The sequence below is a fragment of the Streptomyces sp. S063 genome (genome assembly GCF_002832675.1).
Classification (GTDB): domain Bacteria; phylum Actinomycetota; class Actinomycetes; order Streptomycetales; family Streptomycetaceae; genus Streptomyces; species Streptomyces sindenensis.
This window is the reverse complement of the sequence record NZ_CP021707.1, coordinates 5,743,317-5,759,919: the sequence shown is the minus strand read 5'-3', so window position 1 is coordinate 5,759,919 and position 16,603 is coordinate 5,743,317. Positions and strand designations below refer to the sequence as shown.

Annotated in this window: 17 protein-coding genes; 10 read left to right on the top strand and 7 right to left on the bottom strand. The window is 72.3% G+C overall.

Translation table 11 applies throughout. The annotated features are described in order from the left end of the window. Nucleotides 1-73 precede the first annotated feature (73 nt). From CCZ36_RS26675 to CCZ36_RS26650, 6 genes are all read left to right on the top strand, one after another. A complete protein-coding gene (locus tag CCZ36_RS26675) occupies nt 74-1,108 on the top strand; it encodes an adenosine deaminase (RefSeq protein WP_069739302.1) in 1,035 nt (344 codons plus the stop codon). A 22-nt stretch (nt 1,109-1,130) separates the two neighbouring features. Further along, entirely contained in the window at nt 1,131-1,844 is a 714-nt protein-coding gene (locus CCZ36_RS26670) for a glycerophosphodiester phosphodiesterase (RefSeq protein ID WP_069739303.1), read from the top strand. 112 nt (nt 1,845-1,956) lie between these two features. Further along, nucleotides 1,957-2,754, top strand: coding sequence for an SAM-dependent methyltransferase (locus CCZ36_RS26665; RefSeq protein ID WP_128818723.1), 798 nt, complete (start codon nt 1,957-1,959; stop codon nt 2,752-2,754). Beyond that, nucleotides 2,754-3,932, top strand: a complete 1,179-nt coding sequence (locus CCZ36_RS26660) for a sensor histidine kinase (RefSeq protein ID WP_164873552.1) — start codon at nt 2,754-2,756, stop codon at nt 3,930-3,932. Before CCZ36_RS26665 ends, CCZ36_RS26660 begins: the two co-directional genes overlap by 1 nt. Then, a complete protein-coding gene (locus tag CCZ36_RS26655) occupies nt 3,929-4,657 on the top strand; it encodes a response regulator (RefSeq protein WP_128818722.1) in 729 nt (242 codons plus the stop codon). The genes CCZ36_RS26660 and CCZ36_RS26655 overlap by 4 nt, the downstream gene beginning before the upstream one ends. Before the next feature lie 73 nt (nt 4,658-4,730). Then, complete coding sequence (locus CCZ36_RS26650) at nt 4,731-5,945, top strand: serine hydrolase domain-containing protein (protein ID WP_128818721.1); 1,215 nt, start codon at nt 4,731-4,733, stop codon at nt 5,943-5,945. A 52-nt stretch (nt 5,946-5,997) separates the two neighbouring features. Here the strand turns inward: CCZ36_RS26650 and CCZ36_RS26645 are convergent, their stop codons facing one another. The 3 genes from CCZ36_RS26645 to CCZ36_RS26635 all read right to left on the bottom strand — a co-directional run bounded on the left by CCZ36_RS26645 (nt 5,998) and on the right by CCZ36_RS26635 (nt 9,365). Next, a complete protein-coding gene (locus tag CCZ36_RS26645; protein ID WP_128818720.1) occupies nt 5,998-6,540 on the bottom strand; it encodes a hypothetical protein in 543 nt (180 codons plus the stop codon). Nucleotides 6,541-6,594: 54 nt separating this feature from the next. Continuing rightward, a complete protein-coding gene (locus tag CCZ36_RS26640) occupies nt 6,595-7,758 on the bottom strand; it encodes a polyamine ABC transporter substrate-binding protein (protein ID WP_128818719.1) in 1,164 nt (387 codons plus the stop codon). Between the two features lie 167 nt (nt 7,759-7,925). After that, nucleotides 7,926-9,365 carry a gamma-aminobutyraldehyde dehydrogenase gene (locus tag CCZ36_RS26635; RefSeq protein ID WP_128818718.1) on the bottom strand — a complete coding sequence of 480 codons (1,440 nt, stop codon included), beginning with the start codon at nt 9,363-9,365 and terminating at the stop codon, nt 7,926-7,928. 177 nt (nt 9,366-9,542) lie between these two features. Between CCZ36_RS26635 and CCZ36_RS26630 the strand changes: the two genes are divergently transcribed. The 4 genes from CCZ36_RS26630 to CCZ36_RS26615 all read left to right on the top strand — a co-directional run bounded on the left by CCZ36_RS26630 (nt 9,543) and on the right by CCZ36_RS26615 (nt 13,490). Continuing rightward, nucleotides 9,543-10,034 carry an Lrp/AsnC family transcriptional regulator gene (locus tag CCZ36_RS26630; protein ID WP_069739311.1) on the top strand — a complete coding sequence of 164 codons (492 nt, stop codon included), beginning with the start codon at nt 9,543-9,545 and terminating at the stop codon, nt 10,032-10,034. After that, the gene (locus CCZ36_RS26625; protein ID WP_079134285.1) at nt 10,019-11,398 is read left to right on the top strand and encodes an aspartate aminotransferase family protein; all 1,380 of its coding nucleotides are present in this window, start codon (nt 10,019-10,021) and stop codon (nt 11,396-11,398) included. The genes CCZ36_RS26630 and CCZ36_RS26625 overlap by 16 nt, the downstream gene beginning before the upstream one ends. 215 nt (nt 11,399-11,613) lie before the next feature. Further along, nucleotides 11,614-12,351 carry an ABC transporter ATP-binding protein gene (locus CCZ36_RS26620; protein ID WP_069739313.1) on the top strand — a complete coding sequence of 246 codons (738 nt, stop codon included), beginning with the start codon at nt 11,614-11,616 and terminating at the stop codon, nt 12,349-12,351. Further along, a complete protein-coding gene (locus CCZ36_RS26615; RefSeq protein ID WP_069739314.1) occupies nt 12,333-13,490 on the top strand; it encodes a hypothetical protein in 1,158 nt (385 codons plus the stop codon). Before CCZ36_RS26620 ends, CCZ36_RS26615 begins: the two co-directional genes overlap by 19 nt. 10 nt (nt 13,491-13,500) lie before the next feature. Here the strand turns inward: CCZ36_RS26615 and CCZ36_RS26610 are convergent, their stop codons facing one another. From CCZ36_RS26610 to CCZ36_RS26600, 4 genes are read right to left on the bottom strand one after another with little or no spacing between them, the layout of a single operon-like run. Then, nucleotides 13,501-13,956 (bottom strand): SRPBCC family protein, encoded by a 456-nt coding sequence (locus tag CCZ36_RS26610; protein WP_069739315.1) that lies wholly within the window; start codon nt 13,954-13,956, stop codon nt 13,501-13,503. Between the two features lie 2 nt (nt 13,957-13,958). Next, nucleotides 13,959-14,099 carry a hypothetical protein gene (locus CCZ36_RS34915; protein WP_164873551.1) on the bottom strand — a complete coding sequence of 47 codons (141 nt, stop codon included), beginning with the start codon at nt 14,097-14,099 and terminating at the stop codon, nt 13,959-13,961. A 2-nt stretch (nt 14,100-14,101) separates the two neighbouring features. Then, entirely contained in the window at nt 14,102-15,298 is a 1,197-nt protein-coding gene (locus tag CCZ36_RS26605; RefSeq protein ID WP_069739316.1) for a glycosyltransferase family 4 protein, read from the bottom strand. Continuing rightward, nucleotides 15,295-16,497, bottom strand: a complete 1,203-nt coding sequence (locus CCZ36_RS26600; RefSeq protein WP_128818717.1) for a hypothetical protein — start codon at nt 16,495-16,497, stop codon at nt 15,295-15,297. Before CCZ36_RS26600 ends, CCZ36_RS26605 begins: the two co-directional genes overlap by 4 nt. Nucleotides 16,498-16,603 lie beyond the last annotated feature (106 nt).

The following is a 16,603-nucleotide window of genomic DNA, read 5'->3' as shown; positions in this document are numbered from 1 at the left end:
CCCGGACCCCGCCTGCGATGATCGGTGCGGCCGGCCCGCCCGGCCGATGTCACGCCGAACCGGGAGAATTCCGATGACCGATCCGCACCCCTTCATCGCCGGGCTGCCCAAGGCCGAGCTCCATGTCCACCACGTCGGGTCGGCCTCGCCCCGGATCGTCGCGGAGCTGGCCGCCCGCCACCCGGACTCCAAGGTCCCCACGGACCCGGAGGCGCTGGCCGACTACTTCACCTTCACCGACTTCGCGCACTTCATCGAGGTCTACCTGTCGGTGGTGGACCTGGTCCGCACCCCCGAGGACGTCCGGCTGCTCACCTTCGAGGTGGCGCGGGACATGGCCCGGCAGAACATCCGGTACGCGGAGCTGACCGTGACCCCGTTCAGCTCGACCCGCCGGGGTATCCCCGAGGTCGGTTTCATGGAGGCCATCGAGGACGCCCGCAAGGCCGCGGAGGCCGAGCTGGGCGTGGTCCTGCGCTGGTGCTTCGACATCCCGGGCGAGGCCGGGCTCCAGTCGGCCGAGGAGACCGTCCGGCTCGCGGTGGAGCACCGGCCCGAGGGGCTCGTCTCCTTCGGGCTCGGCGGGCCCGAGATCGGGGTGGACCGCCCGCAGTTCAAGCCCTACTTCGACCGGGCCATCGCCGAGGGCCTGCACTCCGTGCCGCACGCCGGGGAGACCACCGGGCCGCAGACGATCTGGGACGCGCTGACCGCGCTGCGCGCCGAGCGCATCGGCCACGGCACCAGCTCCGTGCGGGACCCGAAGCTGCTGGAGCACCTGGCCGAGCACCGGATCGCCCTGGAGGTCTGCCCGACGTCGAACATCGCCACGCGCGCGGTCACCGACATCGAGCGCCACCCGATCCGCGAGATGGTCCAGGCGGGCGTGCTGGTGACGGTCAACAGCGACGACCCGCCGATGTTCGGCACGGATCTCAACAACGAGTACGCGGTGGCCGCGCGGTTGCTGGAGCTGGACGAGCGCGGTATCGCGGGCCTCGCGAAGAACGCCGTGGAGGCCTCGTTCCTGGACCCGGCGGGCAAGCGGAAGCTGGCCGAGGAGATCGACACGTACACGGCGAACTGGCTCCGGGCCCCCGGCCGCTGACCCCGGTCGTCACAATGGCCTCATGGCCGACACCGTAACCCGCGTCACCGCCGTGGCCCACCGCGGCGATCCGTATCTCGCCCGCGAGAACACCCTGCCCTCGATCCGCTCCGCCTTCGAACGGGGGGCGGACGCGGTCGAGATCGACGTACGGGTGACCCGCGACGGGGTGCCGGTCCTGCTGCACGACGCGACGCTGGAGCGGCTGTGGGGCCATGACCGGCGCGTGGACCGGCTGGACCACGCGGAGCTGACGGAGCTGACCGGCGGCGGGGTGCCCACGCTCCGCGAGGCGCTGCTCGCCGCCGGGGCGCACCGGGTGATGGTGGACCTGCCCGGCTCCACGGACGCTTCGGTGAGGAAGATCGTGGGGACGGTCCGCGAGTGCGGAGCGGGCGAGCGGGCCTACTACTGCGCGAACTCGGACGCGATGTTGCGGGTGCGCGCCGCCGACCCGTCCGCCGAGATCGCCCTGACCTGGAACACCCTGGCCCCGCCGCGCCCGGAGCTGCTGGCCGCGGTGAGGCCGCGCTGGCTGAACTACCGCTTCGGGCTGGTCAGCCGGGAGCTGACGGACCGGGCGCACCGGGACGGGCTGCTCGTCTCCGCGTGGACGGCCGACACGAAGCGCACGATGCGCCGGCTGATCGACCGGGGCGTCGACTCGATCACCACCAACCGGATCGACACCCTCCATCGGCTCCTCGCCAACTCACCCGGGCGCGGGGGCTCTTGATCGGTCCGGCATGATGGGAGGGCCCGCAGGGCCTCGCGAGAGCCCGCACTGCCCGCCGCCGCACCCACCCCACGCGGCACGCGGAACCCTCCGTCACCGAGGAGTTGACCTCATGGACCCCCGCCCGCAGACAGCCCCCGCCCGGATACGTTCCGACGTCGCGCACAACGCGCGGGTGTGGAACTACTGGCTGGGCGGCAAGGACAACTACCCGGTGGACCGGGCGGTGGGCGACCGGGTCACCGGGATGTACCCGAGCATCGGTGAAGTGGCTCGCGCGGACCGGGCGTTCCTCGGCCGGGCGGTGCGCCATCTGGCGGGCGACGCGGGCGTCGACCAGTTCCTCGACATCGGCACCGGGCTGCCGACCGGGAACAACACCCATGAGATCGCCCAGCACACCGCGCCGCACGCCCGCATCGTCTATGTCGACAACGATCCGATCGTGCTGGCCCATGCCCGCGCGCTGCTGACCAGTTCACTGGAGGGCGCGACCGAGTACATCGACGCGGACGCGCACCGCCCGGCGCAGATCCTGCGGGCCGCCGAACCCACCCTGGACCTGGGCCGACCGGTCGCGGTGATGATGCTCGGCATCCTGAACTTCGTGCTGGACACGGACGAGGCCCGGTCCATCGTGCGGACGCTGATGGCGGCCGTGCCGTCGGGCAGCCACCTGGTGCTGACCCACCCGACGCTGGAGCTGGGCGGCGAGGGCAACGAGGCGGCGATGCGCTTCTGGAACGAGAACGCCACTCCGCCGATCACCGCCCGCAGCCGCGAGGAGTTCGCCTCGTTCCTGGTCGGCCTGGAGATCCTGGAGCCGGGGATCGTCTCCTGCTCCCGCTGGCGGACGAACCCGCGGGAGCCGGAGGTCGCGCAGTTCGGTGTGGTGGCCCGGAAGCCGTGATGCGCTGCGCGGGCCTGCCGGCTCGGCTGCGCGGGCCGTGGGCCGTCGATCTGTGGATCACCCTCGCGGTGCAGGCGGCGGTGACCATGCCGTTCGTCGTGCCGCGCGCACCAGAGCTGCCGGAGGCCACCTGGGGCGCGTACGGTCTGACGACCCTGACCGTGCTGCCGCTGGTCGCGCGGCGGCACGCGCCGGTCGCCGTGCTGCTGGCGACGCTCGCGGCCGGCGCGCTGTACACGCTGGCTGTCGACGGTCCGGGGCAGCCGCTGCCGTACGCCGGTCTCGTGACCTTCTACACGGTGGCCGAACTGTCGCCGCCACGCGCCCGGTTGGCCGTCGCTGTGCTGGTCGGCGCGGCGGTGTTCCCGTCGGTGGCGTGGAACACGGGCGAGGCCCGGGAGCTGCTGTTCTCGCTCTTCGTGTTCGGCGCCGCCTACGCCTTCGGGCGGCTGAGCCACACCCGTAAGGCCTATGTGGCGGCGGTGGAGGACCGGGCGCTCCAGGCGGAGCTGGGCCGGCGGATCGAAGCGGAGGGGGCCGCGGCGCGGGAACGGGCCCGGATCGCGCGGGAGATGCACGACATACTCTCGCACGCGGTGAGCCTGATGATCGTGCAGGCGGAGGCCGGTCCGGTGGCGGTCCGCACCGCCCCCGAGCGTGCGGAGGCCGCGTTCGACGCGATCTCGGAGACGGGCCGGGACGCGATGGTGCAGTTGCGCCGGATGCTCGGGGTGCTGCGCGAGGACGGCCCCGGGCAGGTGGCCGCGCCCCGTTCGCCGCAGCCGGGGCCCGCGGAGCTGCCGGCCCTGCTGGCGCGGGTAAGCGGCGGCGGCCCGGAGGTCGCCCTCACGACGACCGGGACGGTCCGGGCGCTGCCGCAGGACACCGGGGCGACGGTGTACCGGATCGTGCAGGAGGCGCTGACGAACGTCGTCAAGCATGCGCGGGCCGATCGCGTGGACGTGGAAATGGAGTACGGGGAGCGAGAGTTGACGATCACGGTGCGGGACGACGGGCAGGGGCCCGGGGCCACCCAGGGGCTCGGGCTGATCGGGATCCGGGAGCGGGCCGCCGCGCACGGCGGCACCGTGCGGACCGGTGGCGGCCCCGGCGGCCGGGGCTTCGAGCTGCTCGTCGGACTACCGCTCGCCCCCGGACCGGAAGGGGTGCGGGCATGACGATCCGGGTGGTGGTCGCCGACGACCAGGAGCTGGTGCGCAGCGGCTTCGCGATGATCCTGGACGCCCAGCCCGGCATCGAGGTGGTGGCGGAGGCGGGGGACGGCGCGCAGGCCGTGGCGGCGGTGGGCCGGTTCGGGGCGGACATCGCGTTGCTGGACATCCGGATGCCGGTACTGGACGGCATCGCGGCGTGCCGGGAGATCGCCGCCTCGGGGGCCTGCCGGACGATCATGCTGACCACGTTCGACGCGGACGAGTACGTGTACGAGGCGCTGCACGCGGGCGCCAGCGGCTTTCTGCTCAAGGATGTGCGGCGGGACGATCTGGTGCACGCGGTGAGGGTGGTGGCCGCCGGGGAGTCGCTGGTCGCCCCGTCGGTGGCCCGGCGGCTGATTGCCGAGTACACCGCGCGCCCGGCGGGCAGGCCCGCGCCGTCGGCCGGCCGGCTGGAGGTCCTGACCGCCCGGGAGCGGGAGACCCTGCTGCACCTGGCGCGGGGCCTGTCCAACGCGGAGATCGCGGCAGCCCTCGTGGTCAGCGAGCACACGGTGAAAACCCATGTGGGCCATGTGCTGGCCAAGCTGGGGCTGCGCGACCGCATCCAGGCCGTCATCTGCGCCTACGAGACCGGGTTGGTGGCTCCCTCGGACGGGGGAGCCACCGTCGCGCCCTCCCCCGGACGCGGGAGCCGCACCCCCGCCCAGGACCGCCCGGGCGGGTGATCCGCCGGGGCGGCCACTCCAACAGGATGAAGTCGACACGCCGTTGACGACTTCTCTTTCTCGGAGGCACCCGGTGAGCAGATCTGTCCGCACGCTCCTGGCAACCGCTCTGGTCCTCGGCATCGCCGGCGGGACCGCCGGCACCGTTTCCGCCGACGCCCCCGCCGACCGCGCTCCGGGCTCCCGTCCGGCGGCGTCCGGGGCACCCTGCTCCCAGGACGCTCCGGACGCCCGGGCCCTGCGCGCCGCGATCGACGGGCTGCCGCGCCAGGACGCCGTCGCGGCGCTCGTCCGGGTCGGCGGTACCTCCGGGGCGTGGCGCGGCAGCGCCGGGCTGCACGATCTGCCCTCGGGCCGGCCGGCGGACCCTGCGGCCCGCTTCCGCGCGGGCTCGGTGACCAAGGTGTTCACGGCAGCCGCGGTACTGCAACTGGCGGGCGAGCGGAGGCTGTCCCTGGACCGCAGCGCCCGGCACTACTTGCCGGACCTGATCCCGGCCTCGTACGGGCAGGTGACCGTACGCCAGTTGCTCAACCACACCAGCGGCATCCCCGCGGCGGACCTGCCGGGCGCGAACCTGGAGGAGTGGTACGCGCACCGCTTCGACGTCCACACACCGCACTCCATGGTGGCCTCCGCTACGGCGAAGATGCGGGAGTTCGCGCCGGGCTCCAGCCAGCACTACCTCAACATCAACTACACGGTGCTGGGTCTGCTGATCGAGCGGGTGACCGGGCGCACCTACGAGCGGGAGGTCGCGGACCGCATCCTGCGCCCGCTCGGCCTGCGGTCCACGTACTTCCCCGGCTCCGACCCCCGGATTCGCGGCCCACACAACCGCGGCTACCAGATCTTCGCGGCGCCGGACGGGGATGTGGAGTTGCGGGATGTCACGGTCTGGGGGCCGACCGACGGGTGGGCAGCGGGGGACATCATCTCCACCACCGCTGATCTGGAGCGCTTCACCACCGCCCTGTTCGGCGGGCGGGTGGTGCGCGGGCCGCTGCTGGAGGAGATGTTCACGCTGCCCGATGCCTCGGTACGGACCTACGGATCCGGGAAACCGGCGCAGTTCAGCGCCGGTCTTTCGGTGCTCACCCTGGGCGGCCGCCAGGTCTGGGGCAAGACCGGCGGCCGCTGGGGGTACAACACCGCCGTGGCGGCCACGCGTGACCTCTCCCGGACGCTGGTCTACAGCGTCGGCGCGACGGACGCGAAGGGGAGGGACATCAACGCCACGGCGATGGGTATCGTGGTGGCCGCCTTCGGCCCGCCGCCCGCGGCCTGACCCGAGCCGTCACCGGGAGGGGCGTGGGGCTCAGGCGGTCATCGGGAGAACCTCAGGCGCCCGCGGGAACGGGCGCCGGGTTCGCGGCGGCCGTCCGCTCCAGCACCTCCAGCCGCTTGATCATGCGGCGGACGATCAGCAGCGGGATGACGCCGAAGACCCCGAAGGACATGTCGATGAGGCTCCACCAGAACGGGATGCCGCGGATCGGGCCGCAGATCAGGGCGAGCGGGATGATCCCGGCGCAGGCGATCATGCCGAACTCGATGACCCAGATGTTGCGGACCGGGTCGCGGTAGGGGCCGTAGAAGGCGACCGCGATGACCAGGTGGGCGAAGGCCAGCCAGTCGGTGCCGTACAGCATGAAGGGCTGCTCGCGGTCGATGGTGTCGAGCCCTTCGCTGACCCGGGTGATCCACTCCATCAGACCGGGGAAGTGCTCGGGGACCGGGGAGGCGGAGGCGCTCAGCAGCTCCTCCGTCCAGCGGAGTTCGGTGACGAGCGGGAAGGCCGTGAGCCCGCTCAGCACCAGACAGACGATGAAGAAGACCAGCCACCTGCGTATCCCCCGTGTGAGGGCCTGTCTTTCGCTCATATGCGCAGCGTACGCCCGGGTTTACCGCCCCTTTACGGCACCCCTGTTACCGCTTCACAAGCCGACGATGCCGTTCCACTTCTTGGCGAAGTCCATCCGTTCCTCGGAGGTGATGTCGCGGGCGATGGCGAGCCGTTCGCGCATCGCGTCGTCGGGGAAGATCAGGGGATCCTCGGCGAGTGCGGCCGTCTCCTCGTCCTTGGAGGAGGCGAGGACATCGCGGGCGGCGGGGACCGGACAGACGTAGTTGACCCAGGCGGCGAGTTCGGCGGCGACCTCGGGTTCGTAGTAGTGGTCCACCAGCCTCTCCGCGTTGCGCTTGTGGCGGGCGAGGTTGGGGATCATCAGGGATTCCGCCCACAGTTCGGCGCCCTCCTCGGGCACGACGAACTCGATGTCCGGGTTGTCGGCCTGGAGTTGGATGACGTCGCCGGAGTAGGCCTGACAGGCGAGCACATCGCCGGTGGCGAGGTCCTTGATGTAGTCGTTGCCGGTGAAGCGCCGGATGTGCCTCGCGCGGACCCGCTTCTCGGTCTGCTCGCAGATCTCGTGGAAGTCGTCGGCCGTCCACCGGGTGATGTCGACGCCGTTGCCCTGCATCAGCAGCGCGAACGACTCGTCGAGCCCGGAGAGCAGGGTGACCCGGCCGCGCAGGTCGTCCGCCCAGAGGTCGCCCGTGGAGCGGATCTCGCGGCCGAGCTTCTTGCGGTTGTACGCGATGCCGGTGATGCCGGACTGCCAGGGGACGCTGTGACGGCGCCCCTCGTCGAAGGCGGGGGTGCGCAGTTGGGGGTCGAGGTACTTGGCGACGTTGGGCTGTTTCGCCCGGTCCATCTCCTGGACCCAGCCGAGCCGGACGAAGCGGGCGGCCATCCAGTCGCTGATGACGATCAGGTCCCGGCCGGTCTGCTGGCGGTTCATCAGCGCGGGGCTGATCTTCCCGAAGAACTCGTCGTTGTCATTGATCTCCTCGGTGTACGTCACGGAGATCCCGGTCCGCTGCGAGAAGGCGTCCAGGGTGGGGCGCCTGGACTCGTCCTCGTCGTCGGTGTCGATGTAGAGCGGCCAGTTGGCGAAGTGCAGGGTGTGGTCGGTGGCCGAACTGTCGTGCCCGGCGCGGTCCCCCGGCTCGACGAACGCCGCGGGCACCCCGCAGCCGGCCAGGGTGGCGCCGGCCGCTCCCGCCCCGAAGGCGCGCAGCAGGGAACGGCGGGACATGGGGTTCTTCCTGATCGCTCGCACCCGCGCAGAATGCCGGTCGGCGCCCGCGCGGACAATGGACCAAGCGTCCAGCCGAGCCGGTCCGCCCCGAACACCCTGTCCAGACACGCGTACGGCCCCGGGCCTGAGCCCGGGGCCGTACGACCGCGACGACGATTCGCGGATCAGTCCTCGATGGACGTCATGACGTGCTTGATGCGGGTGTAGTCCTCGAAGCCGTACGCGGAGAGGTCCTTGCCGTAGCCGGACTTCTTGAACCCGCCGTGCGGCATCTCGGCGACCAGCGGGATGTGGGTGTTGATCCACACGCAGCCGAAGTCGAGGTTCTTGGACATGCGCATGGCGCGGGCGTGGTTCTGCGTCCAGACCGAGGAGGCGAGCGCGTACTCGACGCCGTTGGCGTACGTGACGGCCTGGTCCTCGTCGGTGAAGGACTGGACGGTGATGACGGGGCCGAAGACCTCGTTCTGGATGATCTCGTCGTCCTGCTTGAGGCCGGAGACGACGGTCGGGGCGTAGAAGTAGCCCTTGTCGCCGACCCGGTGGCCGCCCGCCTCGACTTTGGCGTGGGCGGGAAGCCGCTCGATGAAGCCGCTGACCTGCTTCAGCTGGTTGGCGTTGTTCAGCGGGCCGTACGCCACGTCCTCGTCGTCCGGCTGCCCGGTCTTCGTGTCGGCGGCGGCCTTGGCGAGCGCGCTGACGAACTCGTCGTGGATCGACTCGTGGACCAGGACGCGGGTGGCGGCCGTGCAGTCCTGGCCCGCGTTGAAGAAGCCCGCCTCGGAGACGCCCGAGACCGTCTTGGCGATGTCGGCGTCCTCGAAGACCACGACGGGCGCCTTGCCGCCGAGCTCCAGGTGGACGCGCTTGACGTCCTTGGCGGCGGACTCGGCGACCTGCATGCCGGCCCGTACCGAGCCGGTGATGGAGGCCATCGCCGGGACCGGGTGCTCGACCATGGCGCGGCCGGTGTCCCGGTCGCCGCACAGGACGTTGAAGACGCCCTTGGGCAGGATCTGCCCGATGATCTCGGCCATGAGGACCGTCGACGCCGGGGTGGTGTCGGACGGCTTGATGACGACCGTGTTGCCCGCGGCGAGCGCCGGGGCGAACTTCCACACGGCCATCATCATCGGGTAGTTCCACGGCGCGACCTGGGCGCAGACGCCGACCGGCTCACGGCGGATGATGGAGGTCAGGCCCTCCATGTACTCGCCGGCCGAGCGGCCCTCCAGGAGGCGGGCGGCCCCCGCGAAGAAGCGGATCTGGTCCACCATCGGCGGGATCTCTTCGCTGCGGGTGAGGCCGATCGGCTTGCCGGTGTTCTCCGACTCGGCGGCGATGAGGTCCTCGGCCCGCTCCTCGAAGGCGTCGGCGATCTTCAGCAGGGCCTTCTGGCGCTCGGCGGGCGTGGTGTCGCGCCAGGCGGGGAAGGCCGCCGCTGCGGCCTCCATGGCGGCATCGACGTCGGCCTGGCCCGAGAGCGGCGAGGTTGCGTAGACCTCTTCCGTCACCGGGCTGACCACATCGATGGTCCGCCCGTCCGCGGCGTCCCGGAACTCTCCGTTGATGTAGTTGCGCAGACGGCGCACCTCGGTGGTCACAACCACCCCTCCTGTCGGCTGTCCGATGGGTGAGACATCCACCTTAATCGCTTCGGCGACGCTTTCGACATACCCAACCGCCTCCAACTTCGGATTCAGTCGACTCCGAGCACTCTCTCAACGAATTTCATCGATCTGGGGTTGCGAGACAGACGAGGAGCGGTGCATGGTGGGTGCGTGGCCAGTCGCAGCGCAGACTCCAGGACAGGGAACGGATCGCCGTCGGCGGTCGATGCCGTCTCCCTCGCAATCATCGAGCAGCTCCAGGAGGACGGACGGCGTCCGTACGCCGCGATCGGCAAGGCCGTGGGCCTCTCCGAAGCGGCTGTGCGCCAGCGCGTCCAGAAGCTGCTCGACCAGGGCGTGATGCAGATCGTCGCCGTCACGGACCCCCTCACCGTGGGACTCCGGCGCCAGGCGATGGTCGGCATCAATGTCGAGGGCGACCTCGATCCGGTGGCCGAAGCCCTGTCGGCCATGGCCGAGTGCGAGTACGTGGTCATGACCGCGGGCTCCTTCGACCTGATGGTGGAGATCGTCTGCGAGGACGACGACCACCTGCTGGAGACGATCAACAAACGCATCCGGACCCTTCCCGGCGTGCGCTCCACCGAGAGCTTCGTTTACCTGAAGCTCAAGAAGCAGACCTATATGTGGGGAACCCGATAGCCGTGAGCAAGGACCTCAGCCGAACCGCGTACGACCACCTGTGGATGCACTTCACCCGCATGTCGGACTACGAGAACGCGCCCGTTCCCACCATCGTGCGTGGCGAGGGAACGTACATCTTCGACGACAAGGGCAAGCGCTACCTGGACGGCCTCTCCGGCCTGTTCGTGGTCAACGCGGGTCACGGTCGTCACGAGCTCGCCGAGACGGCGTACAAGCAGGGCCAGGAGCTCGCCTTCTTCCCGGTGTGGTCCTACGCCCACCCGAAGGCGGTCGAGCTGGCCGAGCGGCTCGCCGACTACGCCCCGGGCGACCTCAACAAGGTCTTCTTCACCACCGGTGGCGGCGAGGCCGTCGAGACCGCCTGGAAGCTGGCCAAGCAGTACTTCAAGCTCAAGGGCCAGCCGACCAAGTACAAGGTGATCTCGCGGGCCGTCGCCTACCACGGCACCCCGCAGGGCGCGCTGTCCATCACCGGCCTCCCGGCTCTGAAGGCCCCCTTCGAGCCGCTGGTCCCCGGCGCTCACAAGGTGCCGAACACCAACATCTACCGCGCCCCGCTCTTCGGCGACGACCCGGAGGCCTTCGGCCGCTGGGCCGCCGACCAGATCGAGCAGGAGATCCTCTTCGAGGGCCCCGAGACCGTCGCGGCCGTCTTCCTGGAGCCCGTGCAGAACGCGGGCGGCTGCTTCCCGCCGCCGCCCGGCTACTTCCAGCGGGTCCGCGAGATCTGCGACAAGTACGACGTGCTGCTCGTCTCCGACGAGGTCATCTGCGCCTTCGGCCGGCTCGGCACGATCTTCGCCTGCGACAAGTTCGGCTACGTGCCGGACATGATCACCTGCGCGAAGGGCATGACCTCGGGCTACTCCCCGATCGGCGCCTGCATCGTCTCGGACCGGATCGCGGAGCCGTTCTACGAGGGCGGCAACACCTTCCTGCACGGCTACACCTTCGGCGGCCACCCGGTCTCCGCCGCGGTGGGCCTCGCCAACCTCGACATCTTCGAGCGCGAGAACCTCAACCAGCACGTCCTCGACAACGAGAACGCCTTCCTCACCACGCTCCAGAAGCTGCACGACCTGCCGATCGTCGGCGACGTCCGCGGCAACGGGTACTTCTACGGCATCGAGCTGGTGAAGGACAAGGCGACCAAGGAGACGTTCACCGACGAGGAGACCGAGCGCGTCCTGTACGGCTTCCTCTCCAAGGCGCTGTTCGAGAACGGTCTCTACTGCCGGGCCGACGACCGAGGCGACCCGGTCATCCAGCTCGCCCCGCCGCTGATCTCCGACCAGTCCACGTTCGACGAGATCGAGGGCATCCTGCGGACCGTCCTCACGGAGGCCTGGACGAAGCTCTGACCGCCACCAGGTGCCCCGGCCGATAGCCGCCCAGCGGTCATTTCATCGGTCCACGCGGCCCGGATGCGCCCCTTCGAGTGACAAGGGGCGCATCCGGGCCGCGTGCTGTGCTCCCGGACCGGTCCGACTATCTACGGTGCCCAGTGACCGATCGGCCGCGTCTTCGTTCCCCCGTACGGGGGACGGGAAATCTGACCTGAACCGAGGTGTACGCCATGGTGGCCCCGCCGGACAACGACGTGATCTGGGCGCGTTCACTGCACCACTCCCACAATGGATCGCCCGGTCTCGGCGGTGTCTCCATCGGCGTCCGGGACGCGGAGATCCTCGCCGTCACCGGCCCGCGCGGCAGCGGCAAGACGACGCTGCTGCACTGCCTCTCGGGCCGGCTCGTGCCCCAGGAGGGCGAGGTCTGGTTCAACAGCGTCCCCGTCCACACCATGGCCCCCCGGGTCCGCGAACAGCTGCGCCGGGAGCGTTTCGGCTGGATCTCCGCCGATCCCGAGCTGGTCCCGGAGCTGACCGTCTGGGAGAACACCGCGTTGCCCCTGCTGCTGCGCGGCGTGTCGCACCGGGCCGCCAGGAAGGCCGCCACGGAGTGGCTGGAGCGCCTGGACATCGCCCCGTTCGCCAAGAAGCGGCCGCACGCCCTGCTCCAGGCGCAGCGCCAGCGGATCTCCGTGGCCCGCGCCCTGTGCGGCGCCCCGACCGTGATCTTCGCGGACGAGCCCACCGCGACCCTGCACCGGGCGGACCGCGCGCAGGTGCTGCGCACCTTCACCACGGCGGCCCGCTCGCACGGCATCACCGTCGTGCTGGCCACCCATGACGCGGAGGTCGCGGCGCTCGCCGACCGGACCGTGCCCCTGCTGGACGGCCGCTGCGTCGCCACCGTCACCCTGCCTTCGAAACCGGAAGCGGAGGGCCGCGCGGCGTGCTCGCTCTCCGTCTAGCCCGCGGTTCCCATCCCCTCGTCCAGGTCCGGCGGCTGCTCGTGGCCGCCGCGTCGGCCGGTGTCGGATTCCTCCTCCTGTGCGCCCTCGGGTACGCCGCCGCGCACCCGGCGTCCGCCGGTTCGGTGCTGCGGCTGCTGTGGTGCTTCGTGCCGCTGGCCGCCACCGTGCAGTTCGCCGTGGCGGTGGCCCGGACCGACCCGAGCACCCGGCCCCGGCCGGGCCTCTCCTCGCTGGGCCTCGGCCCGGTCCGGCTGTCCGCCCTGGCCGCGGTCTCCACGGCCGTGTCGACCACGCTCGGCTCCGTCGTGGCGCTGCTCTTCTTCCTCCATCTGCGCGGCGACCTGACCGGGATGCCGTTCGACGGGGGCGCGGCGGAGTTCCTCGGCGCGGGCACCCCGCTGCCGCCGGCCGCCGCCCTGATGCTGCTGGCGCTCGTGCCGGTGGCCGCGTCGACGGCGAGCGCGCTGGCGCTGCGGTCACGGCCCGACCCGGCGCGCGACACCTTCGGCTCCGAGGAGCTGCCGGAGCCCGCACCGGCCCCGGCCGGGCTCCCCTGGGGCGTGGCGCTGACGGCGGCCGGACTCGCGGTCGAGGCGATCGCCTCACGGGGTGCGTCGGGGAACGCGTTCCCGCTGCCCGGACGGTACGACTCCACCCCGGTGGCGGTGCTGGTCGGGTGGACGCTGACCGCGGTCGGGCTGGCGATGGCCGGACCGAGCCTGACGTATCTGTGCGGCCGGGCCTTGCAGGCGGTGCGCCCCGGGGCCGTACGGCTGCTGGCGGGCCGGGTCCTGATGGACGAGGCGCGCCGGATCGGCCGCCCGCTCGGCATCGTCTGCGCGGTGGTGTCCGCCGCGGTCGCCGCTTCGGCGCTGTACGGGGGCGATGAGCGCCCGTACGGTCCGCTCACCGCACTCGGCGCGGTGCTGGTCCTCGGCTGCACGACGGCGACGCTGCTGACCTCGGCGCTGGAGGCCAAGCACGCCCGGGCCCATACGGCGCAGGCGCTGCTCAGGATGGGCGCCCCCGCGGCCACGCTGCGCCGGGCGACGCTGCTGCGGGCGGGCGCGCTGCTGGCCCTGTTCGCCCCGCTGACCTGGGTGATCGCGCAGCTCGCGGCGCTTCCGCTGGCGTAGGGGAACCGCGTCAGGGGCGGGCGGCGAGTCGGGCGGCGAGGGCGTCGAAGAAGGCCTCCCAGCCGTCCTCGGCCGCCGCGTACTGCTCGGGGGTGAGGTTCCCGCCGCGCTGCTGGAAGGCCAGTTCGGTCCGGCCGCCCCCGAGGTCGCTGAAGGTGACGGTCACGGTCTCGCCTTCGGTGTCCTCGGGGGCGGAGCCGTCCTTCAGCGTGAGGACGAGCCCGTCGGGTTCACTGACCTCGCGGTAGACCCCGTGGAAGGGCATCTCGACGCCCGGCATCACGATGACCAGGCTCCACGAGCCCCCGGGCCGTACGTCCATCGCCACCCGGTCCAGCGGGACGTCCGCCTCACCTCCGTACCAGGCGGCGAAGTCCTCCGGTGACGTCCAGGCCGCGAAGACCCGCTGCTGCGGGGCGTCGAGGACGCGGGTGAGGTCGATGCCCTCGCGGGTGCCACCGGTCATGGTCACGGTCCTTCGTCGCTGTCGCTGTCGCTGTCGGCGCCGTGCGGCGTACGAGGTACGGCGTACGGGTACACGGTCCGGACCTCCAGCTTGCCGGGCCCGGAGCGCGCTGTCGCGGCGTACGGCACGCGCTGCGGCCCCACGGTCAGGGCCGCAGCAGCCCGGCCAGGGTCTCGTACGCGCCGTCCCACCCCCACGCCTCGCGGACCCAGGCCCGGCCCTTCTCCCCCATCGCCGCGGCCGCCGCCCGGTCCCGCAGCAGCGTGACGAGCCGGTACGCGACGGCGGCCGTGTCCCGTCCGTCGACCAGGTACCCCGTCTCCCCGTCCCGTACGGTGTCCGGCGCGCCGCCCGAATCGCCGACGAGGACCGGCAGCCCGGCCGCCGCCGCCTCCAGGAAGACGATCCCGAGTCCCTCCACCTCCAGGCCGCCCCTGCGGGTGCGGCAGGGCATGGCGAAGACGTCGGCGGCGGCGTAGTGCTCGGGCATCTCCGGGTGCGGGCGTCCGCCGGCGAGGACCACCGCGTCCGCGACCCCGGTGCCGGTGGCGAGCCGGCGCAGGGTCCGGGCGTACGGTCCGTCGCCGGTCAGCAGGAGTACGGCGTCGGGCACCGAGCGCAGGACGGCGGGGAGGGCGCGGATCAGGGTGTCCTGCCCCTTGCGCGGGACGAGCCGCGCCGCGCACAGGATCACCGGCCGCCCGCCGAGCCCGTACCGCTCGCGGATGCCGCAGACCGGATCGAGCGGCCCTTCCCGTACGCCGTCGTGTGCCGGTTCGCGTGCGGCGTCGCGCGCTCCCGGCCGTACCGCGAAGGCCTTCGCGTCCACGCCCGGTGCCAGCCGCGCCATGCGGCGGGCGGCGGCCGGGCCGAGCGCGGCGGCGATGGGCGCGCGGGTCGCCGCGCCCAGGTGGGTGACCGTGTCCGTACGCTCCCCGATCCGCCGGAGCAGCGAGCGGGCCCCCGGGGTCCGGGCCCACCACACCTCGTGCCCGTGCGTCGTGGCGACGGTCCGCCGCACCCCGCTCTCCCGGCGCAGCCGGTCCGCCATGAGCCCGAGCGGGGCGGCGGCCCCGAACCAGACGCTGTCGCAGCCGTGGCGGCGGGCGAGTTCGGCGGCGCGGGCGGCGACACGCGGGACGGGCAGCAGCGTCCGGGCCGGATCCCGGAACACCGGGTAGGGCAGGGCCGCGTCATGGGCGGCCGCCCCGGGTTCGGCCGAGGTGTAGACGACGACGGAGTCCACGGGGAACCGGTCGGTCATCGCCCGGACGAAGGTCTCGATACCGCCCTGGCGCGGCGGGAAGTCGTTGGTCACCACGAGCGTGCGACGGCCGGTCATCGGGACACCAGCTTCCGTACGCGTACGAGAAGGGGGTGCTGGTCGGGTGGCTGCCGGGCCGCCGCCCACGCCGCGAGCACCAGCGGGTGCACCAGATAGCCGAACCGGCTCGCGGGCATGAACGCGATGGCCAGGAGCAGCCCGAGCGCGAGCCTCACCGCCGCGTCCGCCGCCGTCGCAGGGGGCCGGACGAGGAGGGAGAGGGCGAGGAGGAGGGCGCTCATCCCGAGCAGCAGGAGGGCCGGGGTGCGGCCGCCGGGGACATGGGTGGCCAGCAGATGGCCGGGGAGCGGGCTCGCCGCGGACGAGACCGCGTCGGTCAGCCCGAGCGGGAAGTCGACGACATGGGCGCGGAAGGCTACCGGGTCGCGCAGGGCTGCGGGCAGGACGAGGGCGGCTGCGGTGAGCAGGGCGACGAGCCCGCAGCGCGGGACGGCACGATCCGCCCGGCGGTCCGCGCCCCGGGAAGCCGCCGCGAGCAGGGCCAGGGCCACGGGAATCGCGGGCCAGGCCGTCCACTTGAGGGCGGCGGCCGCACCGAGCGCCAGCCCCGCCGCGCCCGCTCGGCCCCGTCCGGCGAGGGCGAGCCCGAGGCACATCAGCCCGGCCACCGGCAGATCGACGCCCCCCACCGCGAGCGGCAGCGCGACCAGCGGGCAGGCGGCGATCCACCGCAGCGGGGCGGCCCGGGACCCGGCCGGGAGGGCGAGGGCGAACGCGCTGAGGAACGCCGCGCCCATCCACAGCCGGGGGTCGGTGAGCGGTCCGGTCCCGGCCACGGCCTCCGGCAGTCCGAAGACGGCCATGCCCGGCAGATACGGGTTGAAGTCCTCCGGCACCAGAGGCCGTTGGAGGTACGGCGTCCCGTCGGCGAGCAGCATCCCCGCCGACCGCGCGACCACGCGCACCTCCAACTGGGCCCGTTCCACGGCGAGAAGCCAGAGCAGCGGCAGCAGCACCGCCCCGGTGACGGCGACCGCACCGGCCGTCCGGGGGCTCCGCCCGCGTAGGGCGAGAAGCGCGGCGGCCAGGTAGCCGAGCGCGGCGGCCGTTCCCCAGACGCGGTGCGGGCCGAGCGAGGAGCAGACGGCGAGCCCCAGGGCGGCCGCCGCGCACAGCGCCCACCAGAGGACGGCAAAAGGAGGCGGGGGCGGCTTTCGGTGCTGGTCAGGAGGGATGAGAGGGGTCGTCGTGGCCATGGATCCGAGGCTAGGAACGGGCCGTTCACGGGTCGTCACACCAGCCTCCGGTCCTCCGGCTCAACCCGTGGCATGACAGGGCACGGGCCATTCCACCCGTGCTCCG

What these genes read in the sequence shown, in the direction of transcription:
- CCZ36_RS26600 (WP_128818717.1), bottom strand. Translation starts at nt 16,497, where the DNA reads ATGGCCACGACGACCCCTCTCATCCCTCCTGACCAGCACCGAAAGCCG.
- CCZ36_RS26675 (WP_069739302.1), top strand. Translation starts at nt 74, where the DNA reads ATGACCGATCCGCACCCCTTCATCGCCGGGCTGCCCAAGGCCGAGCTC.
- CCZ36_RS26640 (WP_128818719.1), bottom strand. Translation starts at nt 7,758, where the DNA reads ATGTCCCGCCGTTCCCTGCTGCGCGCCTTCGGGGCGGGAGCGGCCGGC.
- CCZ36_RS26620 (WP_069739313.1), top strand. Translation starts at nt 11,614, where the DNA reads ATGGTGGCCCCGCCGGACAACGACGTGATCTGGGCGCGTTCACTGCAC.
- CCZ36_RS26605 (WP_069739316.1), bottom strand. Translation starts at nt 15,298, where the DNA reads ATGACCGGCCGTCGCACGCTCGTGGTGACCAACGACTTCCCGCCGCGC.
- CCZ36_RS26655 (WP_128818722.1), top strand. Translation starts at nt 3,929, where the DNA reads ATGACGATCCGGGTGGTGGTCGCCGACGACCAGGAGCTGGTGCGCAGC.
- CCZ36_RS26670 (WP_069739303.1), top strand. Translation starts at nt 1,131, where the DNA reads ATGGCCGACACCGTAACCCGCGTCACCGCCGTGGCCCACCGCGGCGAT.
- CCZ36_RS26645 (WP_128818720.1), bottom strand. Translation starts at nt 6,540, where the DNA reads ATGAGCGAAAGACAGGCCCTCACACGGGGGATACGCAGGTGGCTGGTC.
- CCZ36_RS26610 (WP_069739315.1), bottom strand. Translation starts at nt 13,956, where the DNA reads ATGACCGGTGGCACCCGCGAGGGCATCGACCTCACCCGCGTCCTCGAC.
- CCZ36_RS26665 (WP_128818723.1), top strand. Translation starts at nt 1,957, where the DNA reads ATGGACCCCCGCCCGCAGACAGCCCCCGCCCGGATACGTTCCGACGTC.
- CCZ36_RS26660 (WP_164873552.1), top strand. Translation starts at nt 2,754, where the DNA reads ATGCGCTGCGCGGGCCTGCCGGCTCGGCTGCGCGGGCCGTGGGCCGTC.